General features: G+C 66.5%; 15 protein-coding genes. 7 read left to right on the top strand and 8 right to left on the bottom strand.

Going from position 1 to position 17,211, the window contains the following annotated elements; genetic code table 11:
- Nucleotides 1-56: 56 nt before the first annotated feature.
- From ACP7BH_RS08790 to ACP7BH_RS08780, 3 genes are read right to left on the bottom strand one after another with little or no spacing between them, the layout of a single operon-like run.
- Nucleotides 57-401: a hypothetical protein gene (locus ACP7BH_RS08790; protein ID WP_425981962.1), complete on the bottom strand. Its 345-nt coding sequence runs from the start codon at nucleotides 399-401 to the stop codon at nucleotides 57-59.
- A gap of 55 nt (nucleotides 402-456) precedes the next feature.
- A complete protein-coding gene (locus tag ACP7BH_RS08785) occupies nucleotides 457-2,088 on the bottom strand; it encodes a peptide chain release factor 3 (RefSeq protein ID WP_425981965.1) in 1,632 nt (543 codons plus the stop codon).
- A 31-nt stretch (nucleotides 2,089-2,119) separates the two neighbouring features.
- On the bottom strand, nucleotides 2,120-3,670 hold the full coding sequence (locus ACP7BH_RS08780; protein WP_425981968.1) for a hypothetical protein: 1,551 nt from the start codon (nucleotides 3,668-3,670) through the stop codon (nucleotides 2,120-2,122).
- Between the two features lie 246 nt (nucleotides 3,671-3,916).
- Here ACP7BH_RS08780 and ACP7BH_RS08775 point away from each other — a divergent pair, with 246 nt between their 5' ends.
- Nucleotides 3,917-4,063 carry a hypothetical protein gene (locus ACP7BH_RS08775; RefSeq protein ID WP_425981971.1) on the top strand — a complete coding sequence of 49 codons (147 nt, stop codon included), beginning with the start codon at nucleotides 3,917-3,919 and terminating at the stop codon, nucleotides 4,061-4,063.
- Between the two features lie 17 nt (nucleotides 4,064-4,080).
- On the opposite strand, the gene ACP7BH_RS08770 is transcribed toward ACP7BH_RS08775, so the two are convergent.
- Nucleotides 4,081-4,455, bottom strand: coding sequence for a hypothetical protein (locus tag ACP7BH_RS08770; protein WP_425981973.1), 375 nt, complete (start codon nucleotides 4,453-4,455; stop codon nucleotides 4,081-4,083).
- A 241-nt stretch (nucleotides 4,456-4,696) separates the two neighbouring features.
- Between ACP7BH_RS08770 and ACP7BH_RS08765 the strand changes: the two genes are divergently transcribed.
- Nucleotides 4,697-6,847, top strand: a complete 2,151-nt coding sequence (locus ACP7BH_RS08765) for a malate synthase G (RefSeq protein WP_425981976.1) — start codon at nucleotides 4,697-4,699, stop codon at nucleotides 6,845-6,847.
- A 147-nt stretch (nucleotides 6,848-6,994) separates the two neighbouring features.
- Here ACP7BH_RS08765 and ACP7BH_RS08760 read toward each other — a convergent pair whose 3' ends face one another.
- The 3 genes from ACP7BH_RS08760 to cysD form a co-directional block, all read right to left on the bottom strand.
- Entirely contained in the window at nucleotides 6,995-8,032 is a 1,038-nt protein-coding gene (locus tag ACP7BH_RS08760; protein ID WP_425981978.1) for a mechanosensitive ion channel family protein, read from the bottom strand.
- A 69-nt stretch (nucleotides 8,033-8,101) separates the two neighbouring features.
- Nucleotides 8,102-10,015: a sulfate adenylyltransferase subunit CysN gene (cysN, locus tag ACP7BH_RS08755; protein WP_425981980.1), complete on the bottom strand. Its 1,914-nt coding sequence runs from the start codon at nucleotides 10,013-10,015 to the stop codon at nucleotides 8,102-8,104.
- Nucleotides 10,015-10,962 carry a sulfate adenylyltransferase subunit CysD gene (gene cysD, locus ACP7BH_RS08750; RefSeq protein WP_426043342.1) on the bottom strand — a complete coding sequence of 316 codons (948 nt, stop codon included), beginning with the start codon at nucleotides 10,960-10,962 and terminating at the stop codon, nucleotides 10,015-10,017. Before cysD ends, cysN begins: the two co-directional genes overlap by 1 nt.
- 177 nt (nucleotides 10,963-11,139) lie before the next feature.
- On the opposite strand from cysD, the gene ACP7BH_RS08745 reads away from it, so the two are divergent.
- The gene (locus ACP7BH_RS08745; protein WP_425981984.1) at nucleotides 11,140-11,691 is read left to right on the top strand and encodes a lipocalin family protein; all 552 of its coding nucleotides are present in this window, start codon (nucleotides 11,140-11,142) and stop codon (nucleotides 11,689-11,691) included.
- Nucleotides 11,692-11,703: 12 nt separating this feature from the next.
- Nucleotides 11,704-13,026: a PQQ-dependent sugar dehydrogenase gene (locus ACP7BH_RS08740; protein ID WP_425981987.1), complete on the top strand. Its 1,323-nt coding sequence runs from the start codon at nucleotides 11,704-11,706 to the stop codon at nucleotides 13,024-13,026.
- Between the two features lie 45 nt (nucleotides 13,027-13,071).
- Here the strand turns inward: ACP7BH_RS08740 and ACP7BH_RS08735 are convergent, their stop codons facing one another.
- Nucleotides 13,072-13,650 carry a hypothetical protein gene (locus tag ACP7BH_RS08735; RefSeq protein WP_425981989.1) on the bottom strand — a complete coding sequence of 193 codons (579 nt, stop codon included), beginning with the start codon at nucleotides 13,648-13,650 and terminating at the stop codon, nucleotides 13,072-13,074.
- A 325-nt stretch (nucleotides 13,651-13,975) separates the two neighbouring features.
- Here ACP7BH_RS08735 and ACP7BH_RS08730 point away from each other — a divergent pair, with 325 nt between their 5' ends.
- From ACP7BH_RS08730 to ACP7BH_RS08720, 3 genes are all read left to right on the top strand, one after another.
- The gene (locus ACP7BH_RS08730; protein ID WP_425981992.1) at nucleotides 13,976-15,775 is read left to right on the top strand and encodes a long-chain-acyl-CoA synthetase; all 1,800 of its coding nucleotides are present in this window, start codon (nucleotides 13,976-13,978) and stop codon (nucleotides 15,773-15,775) included.
- An 84-nt stretch (nucleotides 15,776-15,859) separates the two neighbouring features.
- Complete coding sequence (gene motA / locus ACP7BH_RS08725) at nucleotides 15,860-16,726, top strand: flagellar motor stator protein MotA (protein ID WP_159846706.1); 867 nt, start codon at nucleotides 15,860-15,862, stop codon at nucleotides 16,724-16,726.
- Between the two features lie 131 nt (nucleotides 16,727-16,857).
- Nucleotides 16,858-17,166: a hypothetical protein gene (locus tag ACP7BH_RS08720; RefSeq protein ID WP_425981994.1), complete on the top strand. Its 309-nt coding sequence runs from the start codon at nucleotides 16,858-16,860 to the stop codon at nucleotides 17,164-17,166.
- Nucleotides 17,167-17,211: the final 45 nt, after the last annotated feature.

Raw genomic sequence — 17,211 nt, 5'->3', positions numbered from 1 at the left:
CCAATGCAAACGCAGCGCCGCGAAAGCGGTTCGGCTTGACCTTATGCGGACTTTCGTCAGTCCAGGTTCGGCGTCTTCTGCTGACAGCGTTGCAGGGCGGCCCTGGCCTCGGGCGTACTGCCGTTCAGCGACCGCACGGCCGCGATGCGCGCTCGCGTCTGATCACCCTCGGCGACCGTCGCCGGCTTGCCCGCCGCCGTCGCCGCCTGCATCGCCGCCAGCGACCAGTAAAGGGCCGCATCGTACAGCCGCCGCCCCTGCGCGCTCTCGCCACCCTCAAGTTCAGACGCCGCCTGGGTCAGCCCCGCACAGCGCACGGCCTCGTCATACGAGACCAGCCCCACGGAAGGGGCAGCCTGCAGCATGACCACAGCGCTGGAAAGGGCGAGAAGCGACGACATCACGCGATCATGGCTCAGCCGCGTGACCAAAGGAAGTCGTTTGGCGCTCCGAAACTCAGCCCCGTTCCTTCGTCTTGGTGAAGGCGATCTTGGGGAAGCGTTCGCCGACGTAGCCGGTTTCCCAGCTGGACTTGGCCAGGAAGACCGGGGCCTGGTCGATGTCGCGGGCCATCTGGGGGCGGTATTTTCCGCTGAAGTCCTCAATGTCGGCGTCGGTTCCGCCGATCCAGCGCGCCTCGGCGTAGGGGGACGGTTCGAAGATGACGTCCAGGCCGTATTCCTCGCCCAGGCGGTCGGCCATGACCTCGAACTGAAGCTGGCCCACGGCGCCGACGATGAAGTCCGAGCCGATCTCGGGTCGGAACAGCTGGGTCACGCCTTCTTCGGCTAGACCTTCCAGCGCCTTCTTCAGGTGTTTGGCCTTCAGCGGATCCTTGACCCGCACCCGTTGCAGGATTTCAGGCGCGAAGTTGGGCAGGCCGGCGAACCGCACCACGCCGCTCTCCGACAGGCTGTCGCCGACCCGCAGCACGCCGTGGTTGGGAATGCCGATCACGTCGCCGGCGAAGGCGTCGTCGGCCAGTTCGCGGTCACTGGCGAAGAACATGATCGGGGCGTTGACCGACAGTGACTTGCCCGTGTTCTGCACCTTCAGCTTCATGCCGCGCTTGAAGGCGCCCGAAGCCATGCGGAACATGGCGATCCGGTCGCGGTGGTTGGGGTCCATGTTCGCCTGGACCTTGAAGACGAAGCCGGTGACCTCGTCGGCGCCGGGCTCGACCACCGTATCGACGGGGGCGGGGGCGTTGCGGGTCTCGGGCGGGGATTCCTTTCGGGCCTTCATCGTCTTGGGCGCCGGGGCCCAGTCGCCGATGGCCTTAAGCAGTTCGTCGATGCCGAAGTGGCGCAGGGCTGAACCCCACAGCACCGGGGTCATATGCCCCTCCAGGAAGGCCTGCCGGTCGAAGGCCGGATAGCCGCCCTCGACCAGTTCGACCGCCTCGGCCAGATTGTCCTGCTCGCCCGCCTCGAAATACTGCGCCGCCTGGTCCAGCGGCAGGGCGGGGGGGTGATCCGGGTCTTCGGCCGAGCCGGCGATCTTGCGGGTATAGGGCTGGAACCGACCGGTCCCGACCTCGACCATGCCGCGCAGACGATTGCCGCTCTCGGCCGGCCACCAGATCGGGGCGGGGTCCAGCTGCAGGCGGGACGCGATGTCGTCCAGCAGGGTCATCGGATCCTGGGCCTCGCGGTCCAGCTTGTTGATGAAGGTGATGATCGGAATGTCGCGCAGGCGGCAGACCTCGAACAGTTTCAGCGTCTGCGGCTCGATGCCCTTGGCGGCGTCCAGCACCATGATGGCGCAGTCGGCGGCGGTCAGGGTGCGATAGGTGTCTTCGGAAAAGTCCTCGTGCCCCGGCGTGTCGAGCAGGTTGAACATCTTGCCGTCGTGCTCGAACGTCATGACCGAGGCGCTGACGGAAATCCCGCGCTCCTTCTCGATCTTCATCCAGTCAGACCGGGTCCGCCGGTTCTCGCCGCGCGCCCGCACGGCCCCGGCCGCGCGAATGGCGCCGCCGGCCAGCAGGATGTGCTCGGTCAGGGTCGTCTTGCCCGCATCCGGGTGGGCGATGATGGCGAAGGTCCGGCGGCGCGCGGCTTCTTCAGGCAGGGTCAGAGAGGACATGGCGCGCGACTACCCCGCCACGCGCCGAAAGTCACTCGCTGGCGGGCGCCGGGGTGGATTCGGGCTCTTCGCCGGGCGTTTCAGGCTCCGGCTCGCTGATCTGAGGGGCGTCGGCGTCCTCTGTGACCTCGGGCAGATCCTGACCCGCTTCGATGGCGGCGATCAGACGACTGGCGAAGGTCGAGGCGCTACCGCCGTGTGGATTGTTGGCCAGCGGCTTCAGGATTGCGACCGCCTCTTCCTTCTCGCCGGTCTGCACCAAGGCGTTGGCGTAGGGGAAGCGCACCGCTGCGAGTTGAGGCGCCCTATCCAGCGCCAGTCCCAGCGTCAAAAGGTCGTTCTCATTCGGATAGCCGGGCTGGCTCTGACGCATCTGTGACAACAGCATCAGGGTGCGATAATCATTCTGACCGGCGGCATAGGCGCGAGCTAGATATTCGCGGGCCTGAATCCGCAAAGCCTGCGCCTGGTTGTCGTCGTCCGCCTCCCGCGCTTGCCGCAACCGTTCCTGCGCCAGATACTGCAGGGCCTCCACATGGTCGGGCTCTATCTCCAGCAAGCGTTGCAACGCGCGTTCCCCCGCCGGCTTGTCGCCGAAGTGCATACCGGCGTGGCCGGCGGCCAGCAGTGCCAACGGATCGTCGCCGTGACGGGCCGCCAATCGGGCCACCTCCTGGCCAAGAGCGGCCCTGTTTTCGTCCGGCACGCCGACCTTTAGTCTCTGATTGATCAGCAACAGGTCGTCGGCAGTGGGCGAGAGATTCTCTACCGAGATTTCGGCGGTAGGAAACTGACCGCTGATTTTGGTGATGCTCAGGCGCTCGCGTGTGTAGCGCCGCAGGTTGGTGCGCAGTTGTTCCAGTGTCATCCCTGTCGCCTGCTGCATCGCCGTGAGAGAGTCGTCTCCGCCTGCAACAGCCGTCAGGTAGGTTTGCAACTGCTGCTGTCGTTCAGGCGTGCTGTAGAACCAATGCGTGAGCAACCAGGCGATGGGATAGTAGGTCGCCCGCTGGCTGGAGGCGCGGATTTCACTCGGGCGCTTCGTCAGCAACACGTCCAGCGGCAGCCAGCTCTCCGCCATGATCCAATAGGCGCGGTTCTGATTGTAGCCGCCGAGCACGACCTCCCGGTCGCGGACGTCGATGTCCGCAGTCGCGTAATATTCGGCGAAACCTTCGACGAACCAGGCCGGGTAGGAGCCGGGGAAATTTCCCAGCATGAAGTGGTGCGCGTATTCGTGCATCAGGACTTCGTCGCCAGAAATGCCGTTGCCATCGCTACGAATGGCGACTGCAAAGATGTCCTCTTCCGTCGGAAAATAAGTGCCGACGACATTTTCTCCGCTTTGCGGATGGACGCGCAGGAGCGCACTTCTGTTTCGCACCAGATAGATGGGCAGTTTTCTGGGCGGCTCCGTCGTTATGGCCACGCCTGTCCGCAACTGCATGACGCGGTCGAAGATCTCCAGCTTCTGGACATAGTCTCTCAGCGCGCGCTCGCCGCCGTCGCTGTAGACGATGAAGCGTTCGCTTTCGGCCCGTAGCCAGTCGGCGCGCGCCGGCTGTGGCGCGGTCGCCAGCATGAATGCCCCCACCGCCGCAGCGGCGCAGGTCAAAAGCCTCGAAGTCATAGATCGCCCCTGAACATCCCTTGGGCGCGAAGGTGCAACTTCGGCGCGCCGTCGTCCAGCGCAGGGCGCACGAAAAATAACCCCTCGCCATCAGGGGATATTGGAGTCATGCTCCGGTCTGGAGGAGACGATCAGGCCGTCAGAGTCCGACGCTCCCCTCCCGGATCGATCCGGGATCATAGGGAAAGGACAAAGACGATGGCTGTCATCCATCCTCAAGACCGTATCGCCCATACGCCGCGCGAGCATGCGCCCCTTCATCCGGCCCTGGGGCTAGCGGTTGGGTTCGGCTTTATCGTGGTCGTGGCGACGCTGGTCCACGTGGTGTTCAACGCGGTGTTCTGACTGCGTTTGGGCCGCGATCAGGCGGCCAGGCGATTCCAGACGGCGCGGTCTGCGGAGACGGCGTCGAGGCGACGGCCCTTGGCCTGAAGCTGATGCATGACCTGCTGCGGTAGGGCGCAGAAACGCGGCTCGACCAGGTCGGGGTTGCAGGCGACGGCCGGGGCGGCGAACAGGGCGGCGTTCACATCCGGGCTGCGCTCGGCGATCAGCCAAGCCAGGCGGCGCGCGCGCTGTGGATCGTTGCGGTGAAGCAGCGGATCCTCGGCGAACAGTTCGCAGCCGAGTTCGAGCACATAGTCGAACTCCAGCTTCTCGAACCGGCGCGTGTCGGCGGGCGTGGCCGGGCAGGCCTCGTCCAGGTCGAACACGACATCGTTCAGAAGAAACAGCATGGGCTATACGCTCGACTGGCCGGACGCGAGTTCGTCCGTAAGCTCACAATAGGCGCCGCCGCTTGCAGTCCCGTTCACGGACGCGGTTAAGAGTTTCTGACCACGATCAGAGCGCGCCGCCGTCACCATTCGACGAAAAGCGACCCCGATGACGCGACGTGACCCTTGCGGAGCGGCGCGGGCTCGGCTTACCTGATCACGCATTGTTACAGGTCCGGCGTCGCGCCGGGGAGAGGCCGTCATGACGACCCATGAAGATCGCGCCGGGCTGAAGGTCGCAGGCGAGCTGATCGCCCTGATCGAACAGGATGTGCTGCCGGGGCTGGGGCTGGATGCGGCAAACTTCTGGGCCGGGGCGGCGTCGATCTTCGAGCGGTTCGCGCCGGAGAACCGCGCGCTGTTGGACCGGCGCGATGCCTTGCAGGCGCAGATCGACGACTGGCATCGGGCGCGGCGGGGCCAGCCCTATGACGTGGGGGCGTCGGAGGCCTTCCTGAGAGAGATCGGCTATCTGGTCGATGAGCCGGCGGCGTTTTCCATCGGCACCGAAGGCGTGGATGCCGAGATCGCGCAGATGGCCGGGCCGCAATTGGTCGTGCCGGTGCTGAACGCGCGCTTCCTGCTGAACGCCGCCAATGCGCGGTGGGGCAGCCTGTATGACGCCCTTTACGGCACGGACGCCCTGGGCGATTTGCCGGCCGGCGGCGGCTATGACGCGGCGCGCGGGGCGCGGGTGGTGGCGCGGGCGAAGGCCTTCCTGGATGAGGCGGCGCCGCTGGCCGAAGGGTCGCATGCGGACGTGACCGGCTGGTCGGTGGTGGACGGCGCCCTGTCGCCGGCGCTGAAGGATGTGGGACAGTTCGTCGGCTTTACCGGCGATGCGGCGGCGCCGGCGTCGATTCTGCTGGCGCACAACGGCCTGCATATCGAACTGGTCATCGACCGCAGCCATCCGGTCGGGCGGGGCGATGCGGCGGGTCTGGCGGACGTGGTGCTGGAATCGGCCCTGACGACCATCGTCGATCTGGAGGATTCCGTCGCCGCCGTCGATGCGGCGGACAAGGCCGAGGCCTATCGCAACTGGCTGGGCCTGATGCGGGGCGACCTGTCGGCGACGTTCAAAAAGGGCGGCGAGACCCTGACCCGCGCGCTGGAGCCGGATCGCCAATGGACGGCGCCGGACGGATCGTCGGTGATCCTGAAGGGGCGCAGCCTGCTGTTCGTGCGCAACGTCGGACATCTGATGACCACGCCGGCCATTCGTCTGGCCGACGGGTCGGACGCGCCCGAGGGGATCATGGACGCGATCGTGACCAGCCTGATCGCCCTTTATGACATCAAGGGGCTGGGTGGGTTCGGCAACAGCGCGACGGGGTCGGTCTATATCGTCAAGCCCAAGATGCATGGGCCGGACGAGGCGGCCTTCACCGACCGGCTGTTCGACGCGGTCGAGGATCTGCTGGCCCTGCCGCGCCATGCGATCAAGGTCGGGGTGATGGATGAGGAGCGCCGCACCTCGGCCAATCTGGCGGCCTGCATCCAGGCGGTGAAGGACCGGATCGTCTTCATCAACACCGGCTTCCTGGACCGTACCGGCGACGAGATCCACACGGCCATGCAGGCCGGGCCGGTGGTGCGAAAGGCCGACATCAAGTCCAGCGCCTGGATCACCGCCTATGAGGCGCGCAACGTCGCCATCGGCCTGAAATGCGGCCTGTCCGGCAAGGCCCAGATCGGCAAGGGCATGTGGGCGGCGCCGGATCGGATGGCCGACATGCTGGAGCAGAAGATCGCCCACCCCAGGACGGGCGCCAACACCGCCTGGACCCCGTCGCCGACGGCGGCGACCCTGCATGCGCTGCACTATCACGCCGTCGATGTCTTTGAGGTGCAGAAGGCGGTGGCGGAGCAGCCGACGCCGGGGCTGGAGGCCCTGCTGACCCCGCCGCTGGCCCCCGATTTGGCCCACGGCGTCAACTGGTCCGAGGACGAGGTGGCGGCCGAGCTGGACAACAACGCCCAGGGCATCCTCGGCTATGTGGTGCGCTGGATCGATCAGGGCGTAGGGTGTTCCAAGGTGCCGGACATCCATGACATCGGCCTGATGGAGGACCGGGCGACGCTGCGGATCAGTTCGCAGCATATCGCCAACTGGCTGCTGCACGGGGTCTGCACGGCCGATCACGTCGAGGCCGCCTTCCTGCGCATGGCCGCCAAGGTCGATGGCCAGAACGCGGGCGATCCGCTCTATCGGCCGATGGCAGCTAACCCGGAGACCAGCCTGGCCTATCAGGCGGCGCGCGCGCTGGTGTTCGAGGGGGTGGAACAGCCGAACGGCTACACCGAGCCGCTGCTGCATGCCTGGCGGTTGAAGGCGAAGGCGCAACACTAAAAGCCCGTCACCCTCGGGTTTGTCCCGAGGGCCTACGGCTGATGCAGGCGCGGGCGTTTGGAGGCGGATCGAGATCGCTGATCCACGTCCTTTCCCGTGCGACGGATGGGTGGGTCCTCGGGACGCGCCCGAGGGTGACGGCTTGTTTTAATCCGTCCGTGCGCTCGGCGCTTCCGGCCCATCGGCTTCGTCGTCGGCCATCACGTCGTCGGCGGCGTCGTTGGCGGTCTGGGCGGAGCGTGGGGGGCTGGTCGGTTGGGGCGGGGCGCCTACGCCATAGCCGAGCCGCTTCAGGGCTTCGTCGCCTTCCAGGCCGAAGGCGCTGCGGATGCGCAGGTCGGTCTGGGGGAAGGGCACCTCCATGCCGGCGGCGTCCAGGGCGTCGGCGATCAGCCAGGTATAGGCGGCGTGCATGGCGGCGGGCCGTTTTACCGCCTCGCGCGTCGGCCAGACCAGAAGCTCGAACGACAGCCCCTTGTCGCCGAAGGCCACCAGCCAGACCTGGCTCTTGCGCGCTTCCGTCTCAGGCAGGGTGAAGGGGCTGGCCCGCGCCGCCGCCAGAACCGCGTCGCGCACCTTGCCCCGGTCCGACCCATAGGCGACCGAGAAGGGCACGTGGATGCGGCGGGTATCGCCCTTCAGCGTCCAGTTGGTCACCGGCTGCCCGATGAAACGCGAGTTGGGCACCAGCACATTGACGTTGTCGTTGGTGCGGACGCGGGTGGCGCGCGGGCCGATCTCCATGATGGCGCCGCGAATGCCGATGTCCTCGATCTCGATATAGTCGCCGACCGACACCATCCGGTCGAAGATCAGGAACAGGCCGGAGACGAACTCCTTGACCACGCCCTGCAGGCCCAGCCCCACGCCGATGCCCAGGGCGCCCGCGAACACCGTCAGCGACGACAGGTTCAGTCCGGCCGCCGACAGGGCCGACATTACGGCGATGACGATAATGGCGTAACCCGCCAGCCGCTCCAGCAGATAGACGGCCTGGCGGCTGCGATCCGCCCGCTCGCGCAGTCGGCGCAGGGACCGCGTCACCAGCCAGTGGGCGGCGAAGGCGACCAGCAGGATCACCCCGGCGCTGGTCAGGCCGCCGATCGTCAGATTGGCCCCGGCGATCCGCACGACCTGCGACTGTTCGATGGCCGCCAGGTCCAATTGTTTGATCGGATTGGTCATGGGCTCCAGAGCGTTTGGCGAACGGTCAAGGTTCCACCCTCGCGCCCGAACCGGCCGAACGTCGAGGGGTCAGATGCTGAAATCCTCGGTCGAGAACCGGCCGTCCAGCCAGGCGACGATGCGTTCGGCCGCGTCCTGCGGCGACATGGTGGTGGTGTCCACAACGATCTCGGGATTTTCGGGGGCTTCGTAGGGACTGTCGATGCCGGTGAAATTCTTCAGTTCACCGGCGCGGGCCTTCTTGTAGAGGCCCTTGACGTCGCGCTGCTCGGCGACGGCCAGGGGCGTGTCGACATAGACCTCGACGAACTCGCCGGGCCCCAGCAGGTCGCGGGCCAGGCGGCGCTCGGCGCGGAAAGGGGAGATGAAGCTGACCAGGACGATCAGACCGGCATCCACCATCAGTTTCGACACCTCTGCGACGCGGCGGATGTTCTCGACCCGGTCCTCCTCGGTGAAGCCCAGATCGCGGTTCAGGCCGTGGCGGACATTGTCGCCGTCCAGCAGATAGGTGTGGCGGCCGTCGGCGTAGAGACGTTTCTCGACCAGGTCGGCGATGGTGGATTTGCCCGCGCCCGACAGGCCGGTCAGCCAGACGACGCGGCCCGTCTGGTTCTTGATCGTGGCGCGCGCCGCCTTGTCCACCGACAGGGCCTGCCAGTGGATGTTGTGGGCGCGGCGCAGGGCGAAGTTCAGCAGGCCCGCTCCGACCGTGCGGTTCGAGATCCGGTCGATCAGGATGAAGCCGCCCAGGTCCTTGTTCTGAACATAGGGGGCGAAGGCGACCGGGGCGTCCAGCGACAGGTTGCAGACGCCGATCTCGTTCAGCTCCAGCCGCTTGGCCGGCTGCTGCTCCAGGGTGTTGACGTTCACCTTGTGCTTGGGCTCGGTAATGGTGGCACCCACCAGCTTGGCGCCGATCTTGAGCAGGTAGGGCCGGCCTGGCAGCAGGGGCTCGTCGTCCATCCAGACGACCGTGGCCTCAAACTGATCGGCGGCTTCCGGCGGGGCGTCTGCCGAGGCCAGAACGTCGCCGCGCGAGACGTCGATCTCGTCGGTCAGGGTCAGGGTGATCGACTGGCCGGCGACGGCCTGGGCCAGATCGCCGTCGGCGGTGACGATGCGGGCGACGGTCGAGGTGCGGCCCGAGGGCAGGACGCGGACGGGATCGCCGGGGCGCACCGTCCCGGCGGCGATCTGGCCGGAGAAGCCCCGGAAATCGAGATTGGGCCGGTTGACCCACTGAACCGGCAGGCGGAACGGATCGACCTGCAGATCGTCCCCGACCTCCAGCGTCTCCAGCAGGCTCATCAGCGGCGGGCCGGCGTACCAGGGCGAATGAGCGCTGGCTTCGGTGATATTGTCGCCGCGCAGGGCGGACATCGGAATGGCGTCGAAGGTCTTCAGCCCGATCTGGCCGGCGAAGGCGCGGAAGTCGGCGACGATGGCGTCGAACACAGACGGGGACCAGCCCATCAGGTCCATCTTGTTGACCGCCAGGACGACGTGGCGGATGCCCAGCAGGCTGACCAGATAGGCATGCCGCCGCGTCTGGGTCAGGACGCCGCGGCGCGCGTCGATCAGGATGACGGCGGCGTCGGCGGTCGAGGCGCCGGTGACCATGTTGCGGGTGTATTGTTCGTGGCCGGGCGTGTCGGCGACGATGAATTTGCGCTTTTCGGTCGAGAAGAAACGATAGGCCACGTCGATGGTGATGCCCTGCTCCCTCTCGGCCGCCAGACCGTCGACCAGCAGGGCGAAGTCGATGTCGCCCCCTTGCGTGCCCACGCGGCGGCTGTCCGCCTCCAGCGCCGCCATCTGATCCTCGAAGATCATCTTGGAATCGTAGAGCAGCCGCCCGATCAGGGTCGACTTGCCGTCGTCCACGCTGCCGCAGGTGATGAAGCGCAGCAGGCTCTTGTGCTGATGGGCGTCCAGATAGGCGTCGATGTCGCGGGCGATCAAGTCAGACTGGTGAGCCATCAGAAATAGCCCTCCTGCTTCTTCTTCTCCATCGAGGCGGACTGGTCGTGGTCGATCATCCGGCCCTGGCGTTCGGAGGTGGTGGTCAGCAGCATTTCCTGGATGACCTCGGGCAGGGTCGCTGCCGTGCTCTCGACCGCCCCGGTCAGGGGGTAGCAGCCCAGGGTGCGGAACCGGACCGACTTCATCTGAGGCGTCTCGCCGGGGCGCAGCCGGAACCGGTCGTCATCGACCATGATCAGGGCGCCGTCGCGTTCGACCACCGGCCGTTCCGCGGCCAGATAGAGGGGCACGATGGGGATCTGCTCCAGGTGGATGTATTGCCAGACGTCCAACTCGGTCCAGTTGGAGATGGGGAAGACGCGGATGCTCTCGCCCGGCCGTTTGCGCGTGTTGTAGAGCCGCCAGAGCTCGGGCCGCTGGTTCTTGGGATCCCAGCGGTGTTCGGCCGTGCGGAAGGAGAAGATCCGCTCCTTGGCCCGCGACTTCTCCTCGTCGCGACGAGCCCCGCCGAAGGCCGCGTCGAAGCCGTGCAGGGTCAGAGCCTGTTTCAGCCCCTCGGTCTTCCATAGGTCGGTGTGCAGGGCCGAGCCATGGTCGAAGGGATTGACCCCGCGCGCGACAGCCTCGGGATTCTGATGGACCAGCAGTTCGACGCCGAGATCGGCCGCCGCCTGTTCGCGCATCGCGTACATGGCGCGGAACTTCCACGTCGTGTCGACGTGCAGCAGGGGGAAGGGCGGCCTGGACGGGTAGAAGGCCTTCTTCGCCAGGTGCAGCATCACGGCCGAATCCTTGCCGATCGAATACAGCATCACCGGTCGCTCGGCCTCGGCCGCCACCTCGCGCATGATGTGGATGGCCTCGGCCTCCAGACGCTGAAGATGGGTCAGGCGCGCGGCAGGCAGGGCGGTTTGGCTTTCGGTCAGAATGGCAGTGTCCACCAGCGGATCTCCGTCGAACGCCGACGTGACAACGCCAATGTGCGACTTAAGACAAGCGAGGGATACTGCCACGGCCTGAGAGATTTCCCACCTTGCCGTCCACGCCGTCCGACACGGGCGCTGCGACGTAAAGGAACCAGGGTCGCCAAGCGCGGCTTATGGCTTCAAACGGAAACGCTCATGTCCAGCATGAAATCCCTCGCCGTTTCGGCGGCCGCAGTGTTCGCTCTTGCCGGCTGCGTGACGGCGCCGCCGCCTTCCGAATATCGCGCGCCACAGCCGGCGAAACCGGTGGATGTCCAGCGTCTGTGGTCCGGGCGCTGGCACGAGATTGCGCGTCTGCCGGATCGGCTGACGGACGGCTGCGTGGCGGGCGCATCGATCTACACGCCGGTGGAGGGCACGCGCGTCGACGTGCGCGACACCTGTCAGGTCGGCACGCCGCAGGGCAAGGAAAAGGCCATCGGCGGGCGAGGCGAAATCCTCGATCCCGGCACGAACGCCAAGCTGAGGGTCAAGTATCTGGCCGGGTTCGTGACCTGGGACTATTGGGTGCTGGACCGGGCCGACGACTACAGCTGGTTCATCTCGGCCGATCCCACGTTCGAGCGCCTGTTCATCTACACCCGCGACCTGCCGACCGAAGCCCAGGTGCGCAGCCTGACCGAACGGGCGCGCGGTCTGGGTTATGATGTCAGCCGGCTGGAGTTTCCGGCGCAACCCGCTCGGTAAGGACCAACGATCATGACCGCGACCTCCAAATCCCTGCTCGCCTCGACAATGTTGGCGGCGACCCTGGGATTGGGGGCCTGTGCGGGCGGCCAGGCCTTGCCCGTCGAGGCGGGCTTTGGCCCGAACCCGGAACTGCCCGCACCGCGTCAGGGGTTGTTGCCGACGGTCAATATCGCGCCTGCGACAAGCTGGCCCCAGGGCGCGACGCCGGTCGCGGCGGCGGGGTTGCGGGTGCAGGCGTTTGCGAGGGGGCTGGATCACCCGCGCTGGCTCTATCGTCTGCCCAATGGCGACATTCTGGTCGCCGAGTCGAATGCACCGCCTCCGCCGCAGGACAAGAAGGGCGGACTGCGGGACTGGGTGATGGGCAAGGTCATGGCCAGAGCAGGCGCCGGCGTGCCCAGTCCGAACCGGATCGTCCTGCTGCGCGACGCCGACGGCGATGGGGTCGCGGAGACGAAGACGGATTTCCTGACCGGCCTGAACTCGCCCTTCGGCATGGCCCTGGTGGGGGAGCGCCTCTACGTCGCCAACGCCGATGCGGTGGTGGCCTTCCCCTATCGGACAGGACAGACGCGGATCGACGCCACGTCGACCAAGATCGTGGACCTGCCCGCCGGTCGCAATCACCACTGGACCAAGAGCCTGGTCGCAAGCCCTGACGGAAGCCGCCTCTATGTCGGGGTCGGGTCCAACTCGAACGTCGGCGAGAATGGGCTGGACGAAGAGGTCGATCGCGCCGCCATCCTGGAGATCGATCCGGCGACGGGGACGCGGCGGGTCTATGCATCGGGCCTGCGCAATCCGGTGGGCATGGACTGGAACCCGCAGACCGGCCAGCTGTGGGTGGCGGTCAACGAACGTGACGAGATCGGCGACGATCTGGTCCCCGACTATATGACCTCGGTGACGCCGGGCGCCTTCTACGGTTGGCCGTGGAGCTATTATGGTCAGCACGTCGATGTGCGGCCGCCCGCCAATCCGGCGATGGTCGCCCGCGCGATCCGGCCGGACTACGCCCTGGGCGCCCATACCGCCTCTCTGGGGCTGACGTTCGGCGAGGGGGCGACCCTGTTGCCGCCCGCCTTGCGGAGCGGGGCCTTCGTCGGCCAGCATGGGTCGTGGAACCGCAGCGTGCGCAGCGGTTACAAGGTGATCTTCGTGCCGTTCATGGACGGCCGCCCGGCCGGTCCGCCGCAGGATGTGCTGACCGGCTTTCTGAACGCCCAGGGTCAGGCGCAGGGACGGCCAGTGGGGGTCCAGATTGACCGGCTGGGCGCGCTGCTGGTCGCCGACGACGTGGGCAATGTAATCTGGCGCGTAACCGGCCCATAAAAAAAGCCCCGGTCGAAACCGGGGCTTTCTTCTATTTGACTGCAATCAGTTCAACGGTTGAACCGTGATCGCCGGCGCGGCGGGTGTGGTCACGACCGGAGCAGGCGTCGCAGCCGCCGCCGGAGCGGTGTTCAACTGGCTCGTGCTCGCCGCCGGAACGGACGGGGCCGCATAGGGCTGAGGACCGGTCGGCACAGCAGGCGTCTCAACGCGTGCGGCGGCCGGGCGTTCAGCGGCCGGTGCGGCGCGACGGGCGACCGGCTCGGCGCGCGGTTCAGCACGACGGGCGACCGGAACGGGGGCTGCCGGCGTCGGCGCGGCGGTCGGAGCAGGAGCGGTCTCCATCGGCGCGGCCGGCAGTACGGGCGTCTCGGCGGCGGTCATCGCGGCGGGCGCGGTCTGCATCGCCGGGGCCGCAACCTCGGTGGACGCAGCGGGAGCCGCCTGTTCGCCGCCGCCCATCATCATGGCGGCCCCGCTGCCCAGCAGCACGACGGCGCCGATTGGGGCCAGGATCATCCAGGTCTTCACCGACTTCTTGGCCTTGGTGTTGCGGGCGTAGCGCGGCACGAAGGTCTCTTCGGTGCGGGCTTCGGTATTGGCGTTGGCGTAGGTCATCGACATTGTTTCTGTCCTCCATAACGTTGATCAACCAACCCGCCGTCTCGCAACGTCGTTCCGCCGCCGGCGCAAAAGCCCCGAAGAAACACCGTTCCTGCCTGGAATGAGGCGACAATCGCGCCCTTTGCGGCCGGATCAGCGGGGAATGCGGCAATAAAAAGCAGGCGACGCCTCTGGATTTCCCCGGCGTCAACAGAACAAATGGATCACGGCTGACGCCAATCCGTCGGGTTCGCGAGGGATCGCGGACGGCGCGGTTGACCCGACGCCCCCCCTTCGTCCATCACCGGACAGGGTGGAACACGCATTGACCGGAGACACGGCGCGCATGGGTTTTGTAGCGAATATCCGTCGGGACGTCCGGTTCGCTCGCGGTTTGTTCCGCCTGCTCAAGCGCATCAAGCCGATAGAGCTGGACAGCGACGTCCTGCTTTGTGACGACTTCGAAGAGGCGGTCGACAAGTTCGCCGACAATATCGCCATCGACGACGGTCAGCGCACCCTGACCTATCGCGACCTCGACGCCATGGCCAACCGCTTCGCCCACTGGGCCAAGAACCGGGGCCTGCGTCGCAGCGACACCATCGCCCTGATGATGACGAACCGGATCGAATATCTGGCGGCCTGGATCGGCTTCTCCAAGGTCGGCATCGCCACGGCCCTGATCAACACCAATCTGGGCGGGCAGGGGCTGGCCCACTGTCTGGCCATCTCCAAGGCCTTCAACGTCGTCGCCGACGAGGATTGCTGGCGCCAGATCGAGGAGGCGCGCCCTCTGGTCGATCACAACCTGGCGCTCTGGGTGCTGGGCCTGCCCGACGACCTGGAGACCAGCGACCGTCGCGGCCTGGACAAGCCCGTGCGCGGCGGCTCGTCGGTGCGGCCGTCCAAGTCGGCGCGCGAGGGTCTGACCAACCGAGACACCGCCCTTTATATCTACACCTCCGGCACGACCGGCCTGCCCAAGGCGGCGCGCATCCCGCATTCGCGCGCCCGCACCTATATGCGCGCCTTCGCCGGCGCCACGCGTTCGACGCCCGAGGATCGGATCTTCAACGTCCTGCCGCTGTATCATTCGACCGGCGGTCTGGTCGGGGTGGGCGCGGCCCTGCTGAACGGCGCGCGGCTGGTGATTCGCAAGAAGTTCTCGGCCAGCACCTTCTGGCCCGACGTGCGGTCGTCGGGGGCGACCATGTTCGTCTATATCGGCGAGCTGTGCCGCTATCTGGTCAACTGTCCGCCGCAAGAAGACGAGACCAAGCACAAGCTGCGGCTGGCGTTCGGCAACGGGCTGCGCGCCGACGTCTGGCCGGACTTCCAGAGCCGGTTCCGCATCCCCGAGGTGCTGGAGTTCTACGGTTCGACCGAGGGCAACGTCTCGCTGTTCAACTTTGACGGCAAACAGGGCTCCATCGGCCGCGTGCCCGGTTTCCTGAAGTCGCAGATCAATATCCGGCTGGTTCAGTTCGACGTCGAGACCGAACAGCCCATTCGAGGCCCTGACGGCCTGTGCCGTCTGGCGCGGGTCGGCGAGGTGGGCGAGGCCATCGGCCTGATCGGCAACGACATCCGCCACGACTTCTCGGGCTATGCCGACAAGGCCGCGTCGCAGAAGAAGATCCTGACCGACGTGTTCAAGAAGGGCGACCGCTGGTTCCGCACCGGCGACCTGATGAAACAGGATGCGGAGGGCTATTTCTACTTCGTGGACCGGATGGGCGACACCTTCCGCTGGAAGGGCGAGAACGTCTCGACCTCCGAGGTCGAACAGGTGCTGATGGATGCGCCCGGCGTCACCGAGGCCATCGTCTATGGCGTGCCGGTGCCGGCCCAGGACGGCAAGGCGGGGATGGCGGCCCTGGTGGTCGAGGGCAAGTTTGACGCCCAGGCCTTCTCCGACCATGTCGAGGCCAAGCTGCCCGCCTATGCCCAGCCCGTTTTCCTGCGCTTGATCAAGTCGGCGGAAACCACCGGCACGTTCAAATACAGGAAGGCCGATCTGGTCGCGGACGGCTTCGATCCCGAAAAGACCGGGACGGCGCTTTACGTGCGCGGCGGCAATACCGGGTATCAGAAGCTGACGGCGGCGGCGCGCACCGCGATCCTGAACGGCGAAGGTCGCCTCTGAGGTCAGGAGACGGCGTTCGCGAAACGCCGTCTTAATGATTAACGGCGATGATCCCGATCTCTCGCGTCAGGATCGTTCGCTTTCATGTTCCAGATCATCGGCATCGTGCTGCTGTTCGGCCTCGTCTTCGGCAGCTACGCCATCTCTGGCGGCAAGTTCGAAGTGATCCTGCACGCCGCGCCCCATGAATTGATGGCGATCGGCGGTGCGGGCATCGCGGCCTTCATGATCTCCAACTCCATGACCGTGATCAAGGGGTCCATGGGGGGGCTGGGCAAATGCTTCGCCGGCCCCAAGTGGAAGAAGCAGGACTACAAGGACCTGTTGTCGCTGCTGTTCCAGCTGACCAAGACCATGAAGTCCAAAGGCGTGGTGGCGCTGGAAAGCCACATCGAAAAGCCCAAGGAATCGGCCATTTTCCAGAAGTACCCCAAGGTGCTGAAGGACCATTTCGCCGTCGACTTCATCTGCGACACTCTGCGGATGATGACGATGAACCTGGAGGATCCGCACCAGGTCGAGGACGCGATGGAAAAGCAGCTCGAAAAGCATCACCACGAGCATCTCGAAAACGCCCACGCCCTTCAGACCCTGGCCGACGGCCTGCCCGCCCTGGGCATCGTCGCGGCCGTGCTGGGCGTCATCAAGACCATGGGCTCGATCACCGAGCCGCCCGAGGTGCTGGGCACCATGATCGGCGGCGCCCTGGTCGGCACCTTCATGGGCGTGTTCCTGGCCTACGGCCTGGTCGGCCCGTTCGCCGCACGCCTGACCGCGATCATCAATGAGGAAGCGGCCTACTACAAGATCATCCAGTCGGTGCTGGTGGCCCACCTGCACGGCAACGCCGCCCAGATCTCGGTCGAGATCGGCCGTGGCGACATTCCTTCGTCCGCCCAGCCGTCGTTCGGCGAGATGGAAGAAACGCTGAACAACATCACCGCGGACTAGGTTTAGTCCGCCGCGGCGCGGCGCCGCCCCGGTCGCGCCTTGCCGGATCGTAACTTGCCCTGACGCGCAAGGCGGCCCTATCGTCCGGGTGCAAGGCGTGCAGCCTCGCGCAAGCTTTCGGAGAAGTCCTCATGCGTATCAAAGCCCTCGTCGCCGCATCGGCTGCGGTCCTGGTCCTGGCCGCTTGCGGCAAGGCGCCTGAAGAAAAGGCCGAGACCGCCCCCGCGACCGACGCGGTCGAGGCTGCCGGCACCGCCGAGGAAGCGGCCCTGACGGTCGATCAGGCCGCCAAGGACGCCGAGGCCGCCGCCAACCAAGCTATCCAGAACGACACCGCCGCCGCCCCGGCGGCAACGACGATGCAGGGCGCGGACGCGTCCGCCGCGGCGCCGTCCCCGACAGCCCCGGCCGAACCGCCGCACGCGCCCGCCGCCCACTAGGGTTCGGTTGCAAGCCATCGATCAGGCCGCCTCGAACGAGGCGGC

The sequence above is a fragment of the Brevundimonas sp. TWP2-1 genome (genome assembly GCF_049897645.1).
Classification (GTDB): Bacteria; Pseudomonadota; Alphaproteobacteria; order Caulobacterales; family Caulobacteraceae; genus Brevundimonas.
Note: the sequence above shows the minus strand (reverse complement) of the source record. Positions and strands in the feature narration are given on the sequence as shown.

What these genes read in the sequence shown, in the direction of transcription:
- ACP7BH_RS08790 (WP_425981962.1), bottom strand. Translation starts at nt 401, where the DNA reads ATGTCGTCGCTTCTCGCCCTTTCCAGCGCTGTGGTCATGCTGCAGGCT.
- ACP7BH_RS08785 (WP_425981965.1), bottom strand. Translation starts at nt 2,088, where the DNA reads ATGTCCTCTCTGACCCTGCCTGAAGAAGCCGCGCGCCGCCGGACCTTC.
- ACP7BH_RS08780 (WP_425981968.1), bottom strand. Translation starts at nt 3,670, where the DNA reads ATGCTGGCGACCGCGCCACAGCCGGCGCGCGCCGACTGGCTACGGGCC.
- ACP7BH_RS08775 (WP_425981971.1), top strand. Translation starts at nt 3,917, where the DNA reads ATGGCTGTCATCCATCCTCAAGACCGTATCGCCCATACGCCGCGCGAG.
- ACP7BH_RS08770 (WP_425981973.1), bottom strand. Translation starts at nt 4,455, where the DNA reads ATGCTGTTTCTTCTGAACGATGTCGTGTTCGACCTGGACGAGGCCTGC.
- ACP7BH_RS08765 (WP_425981976.1), top strand. Translation starts at nt 4,697, where the DNA reads ATGACGACCCATGAAGATCGCGCCGGGCTGAAGGTCGCAGGCGAGCTG.
- ACP7BH_RS08760 (WP_425981978.1), bottom strand. Translation starts at nt 8,032, where the DNA reads ATGACCAATCCGATCAAACAATTGGACCTGGCGGCCATCGAACAGTCG.
- cysN (WP_425981980.1), bottom strand. Translation starts at nt 10,015, where the DNA reads ATGGCTCACCAGTCTGACTTGATCGCCCGCGACATCGACGCCTATCTG.
- ACP7BH_RS08745 (WP_425981984.1), top strand. Translation starts at nt 11,140, where the DNA reads ATGTCCAGCATGAAATCCCTCGCCGTTTCGGCGGCCGCAGTGTTCGCT.
- ACP7BH_RS08740 (WP_425981987.1), top strand. Translation starts at nt 11,704, where the DNA reads ATGACCGCGACCTCCAAATCCCTGCTCGCCTCGACAATGTTGGCGGCG.
- ACP7BH_RS08735 (WP_425981989.1), bottom strand. Translation starts at nt 13,650, where the DNA reads ATGTCGATGACCTACGCCAACGCCAATACCGAAGCCCGCACCGAAGAG.
- ACP7BH_RS08730 (WP_425981992.1), top strand. Translation starts at nt 13,976, where the DNA reads ATGGGTTTTGTAGCGAATATCCGTCGGGACGTCCGGTTCGCTCGCGGT.
- motA (WP_159846706.1), top strand. Translation starts at nt 15,860, where the DNA reads ATGTTCCAGATCATCGGCATCGTGCTGCTGTTCGGCCTCGTCTTCGGC.
- ACP7BH_RS08720 (WP_425981994.1), top strand. Translation starts at nt 16,858, where the DNA reads ATGCGTATCAAAGCCCTCGTCGCCGCATCGGCTGCGGTCCTGGTCCTG.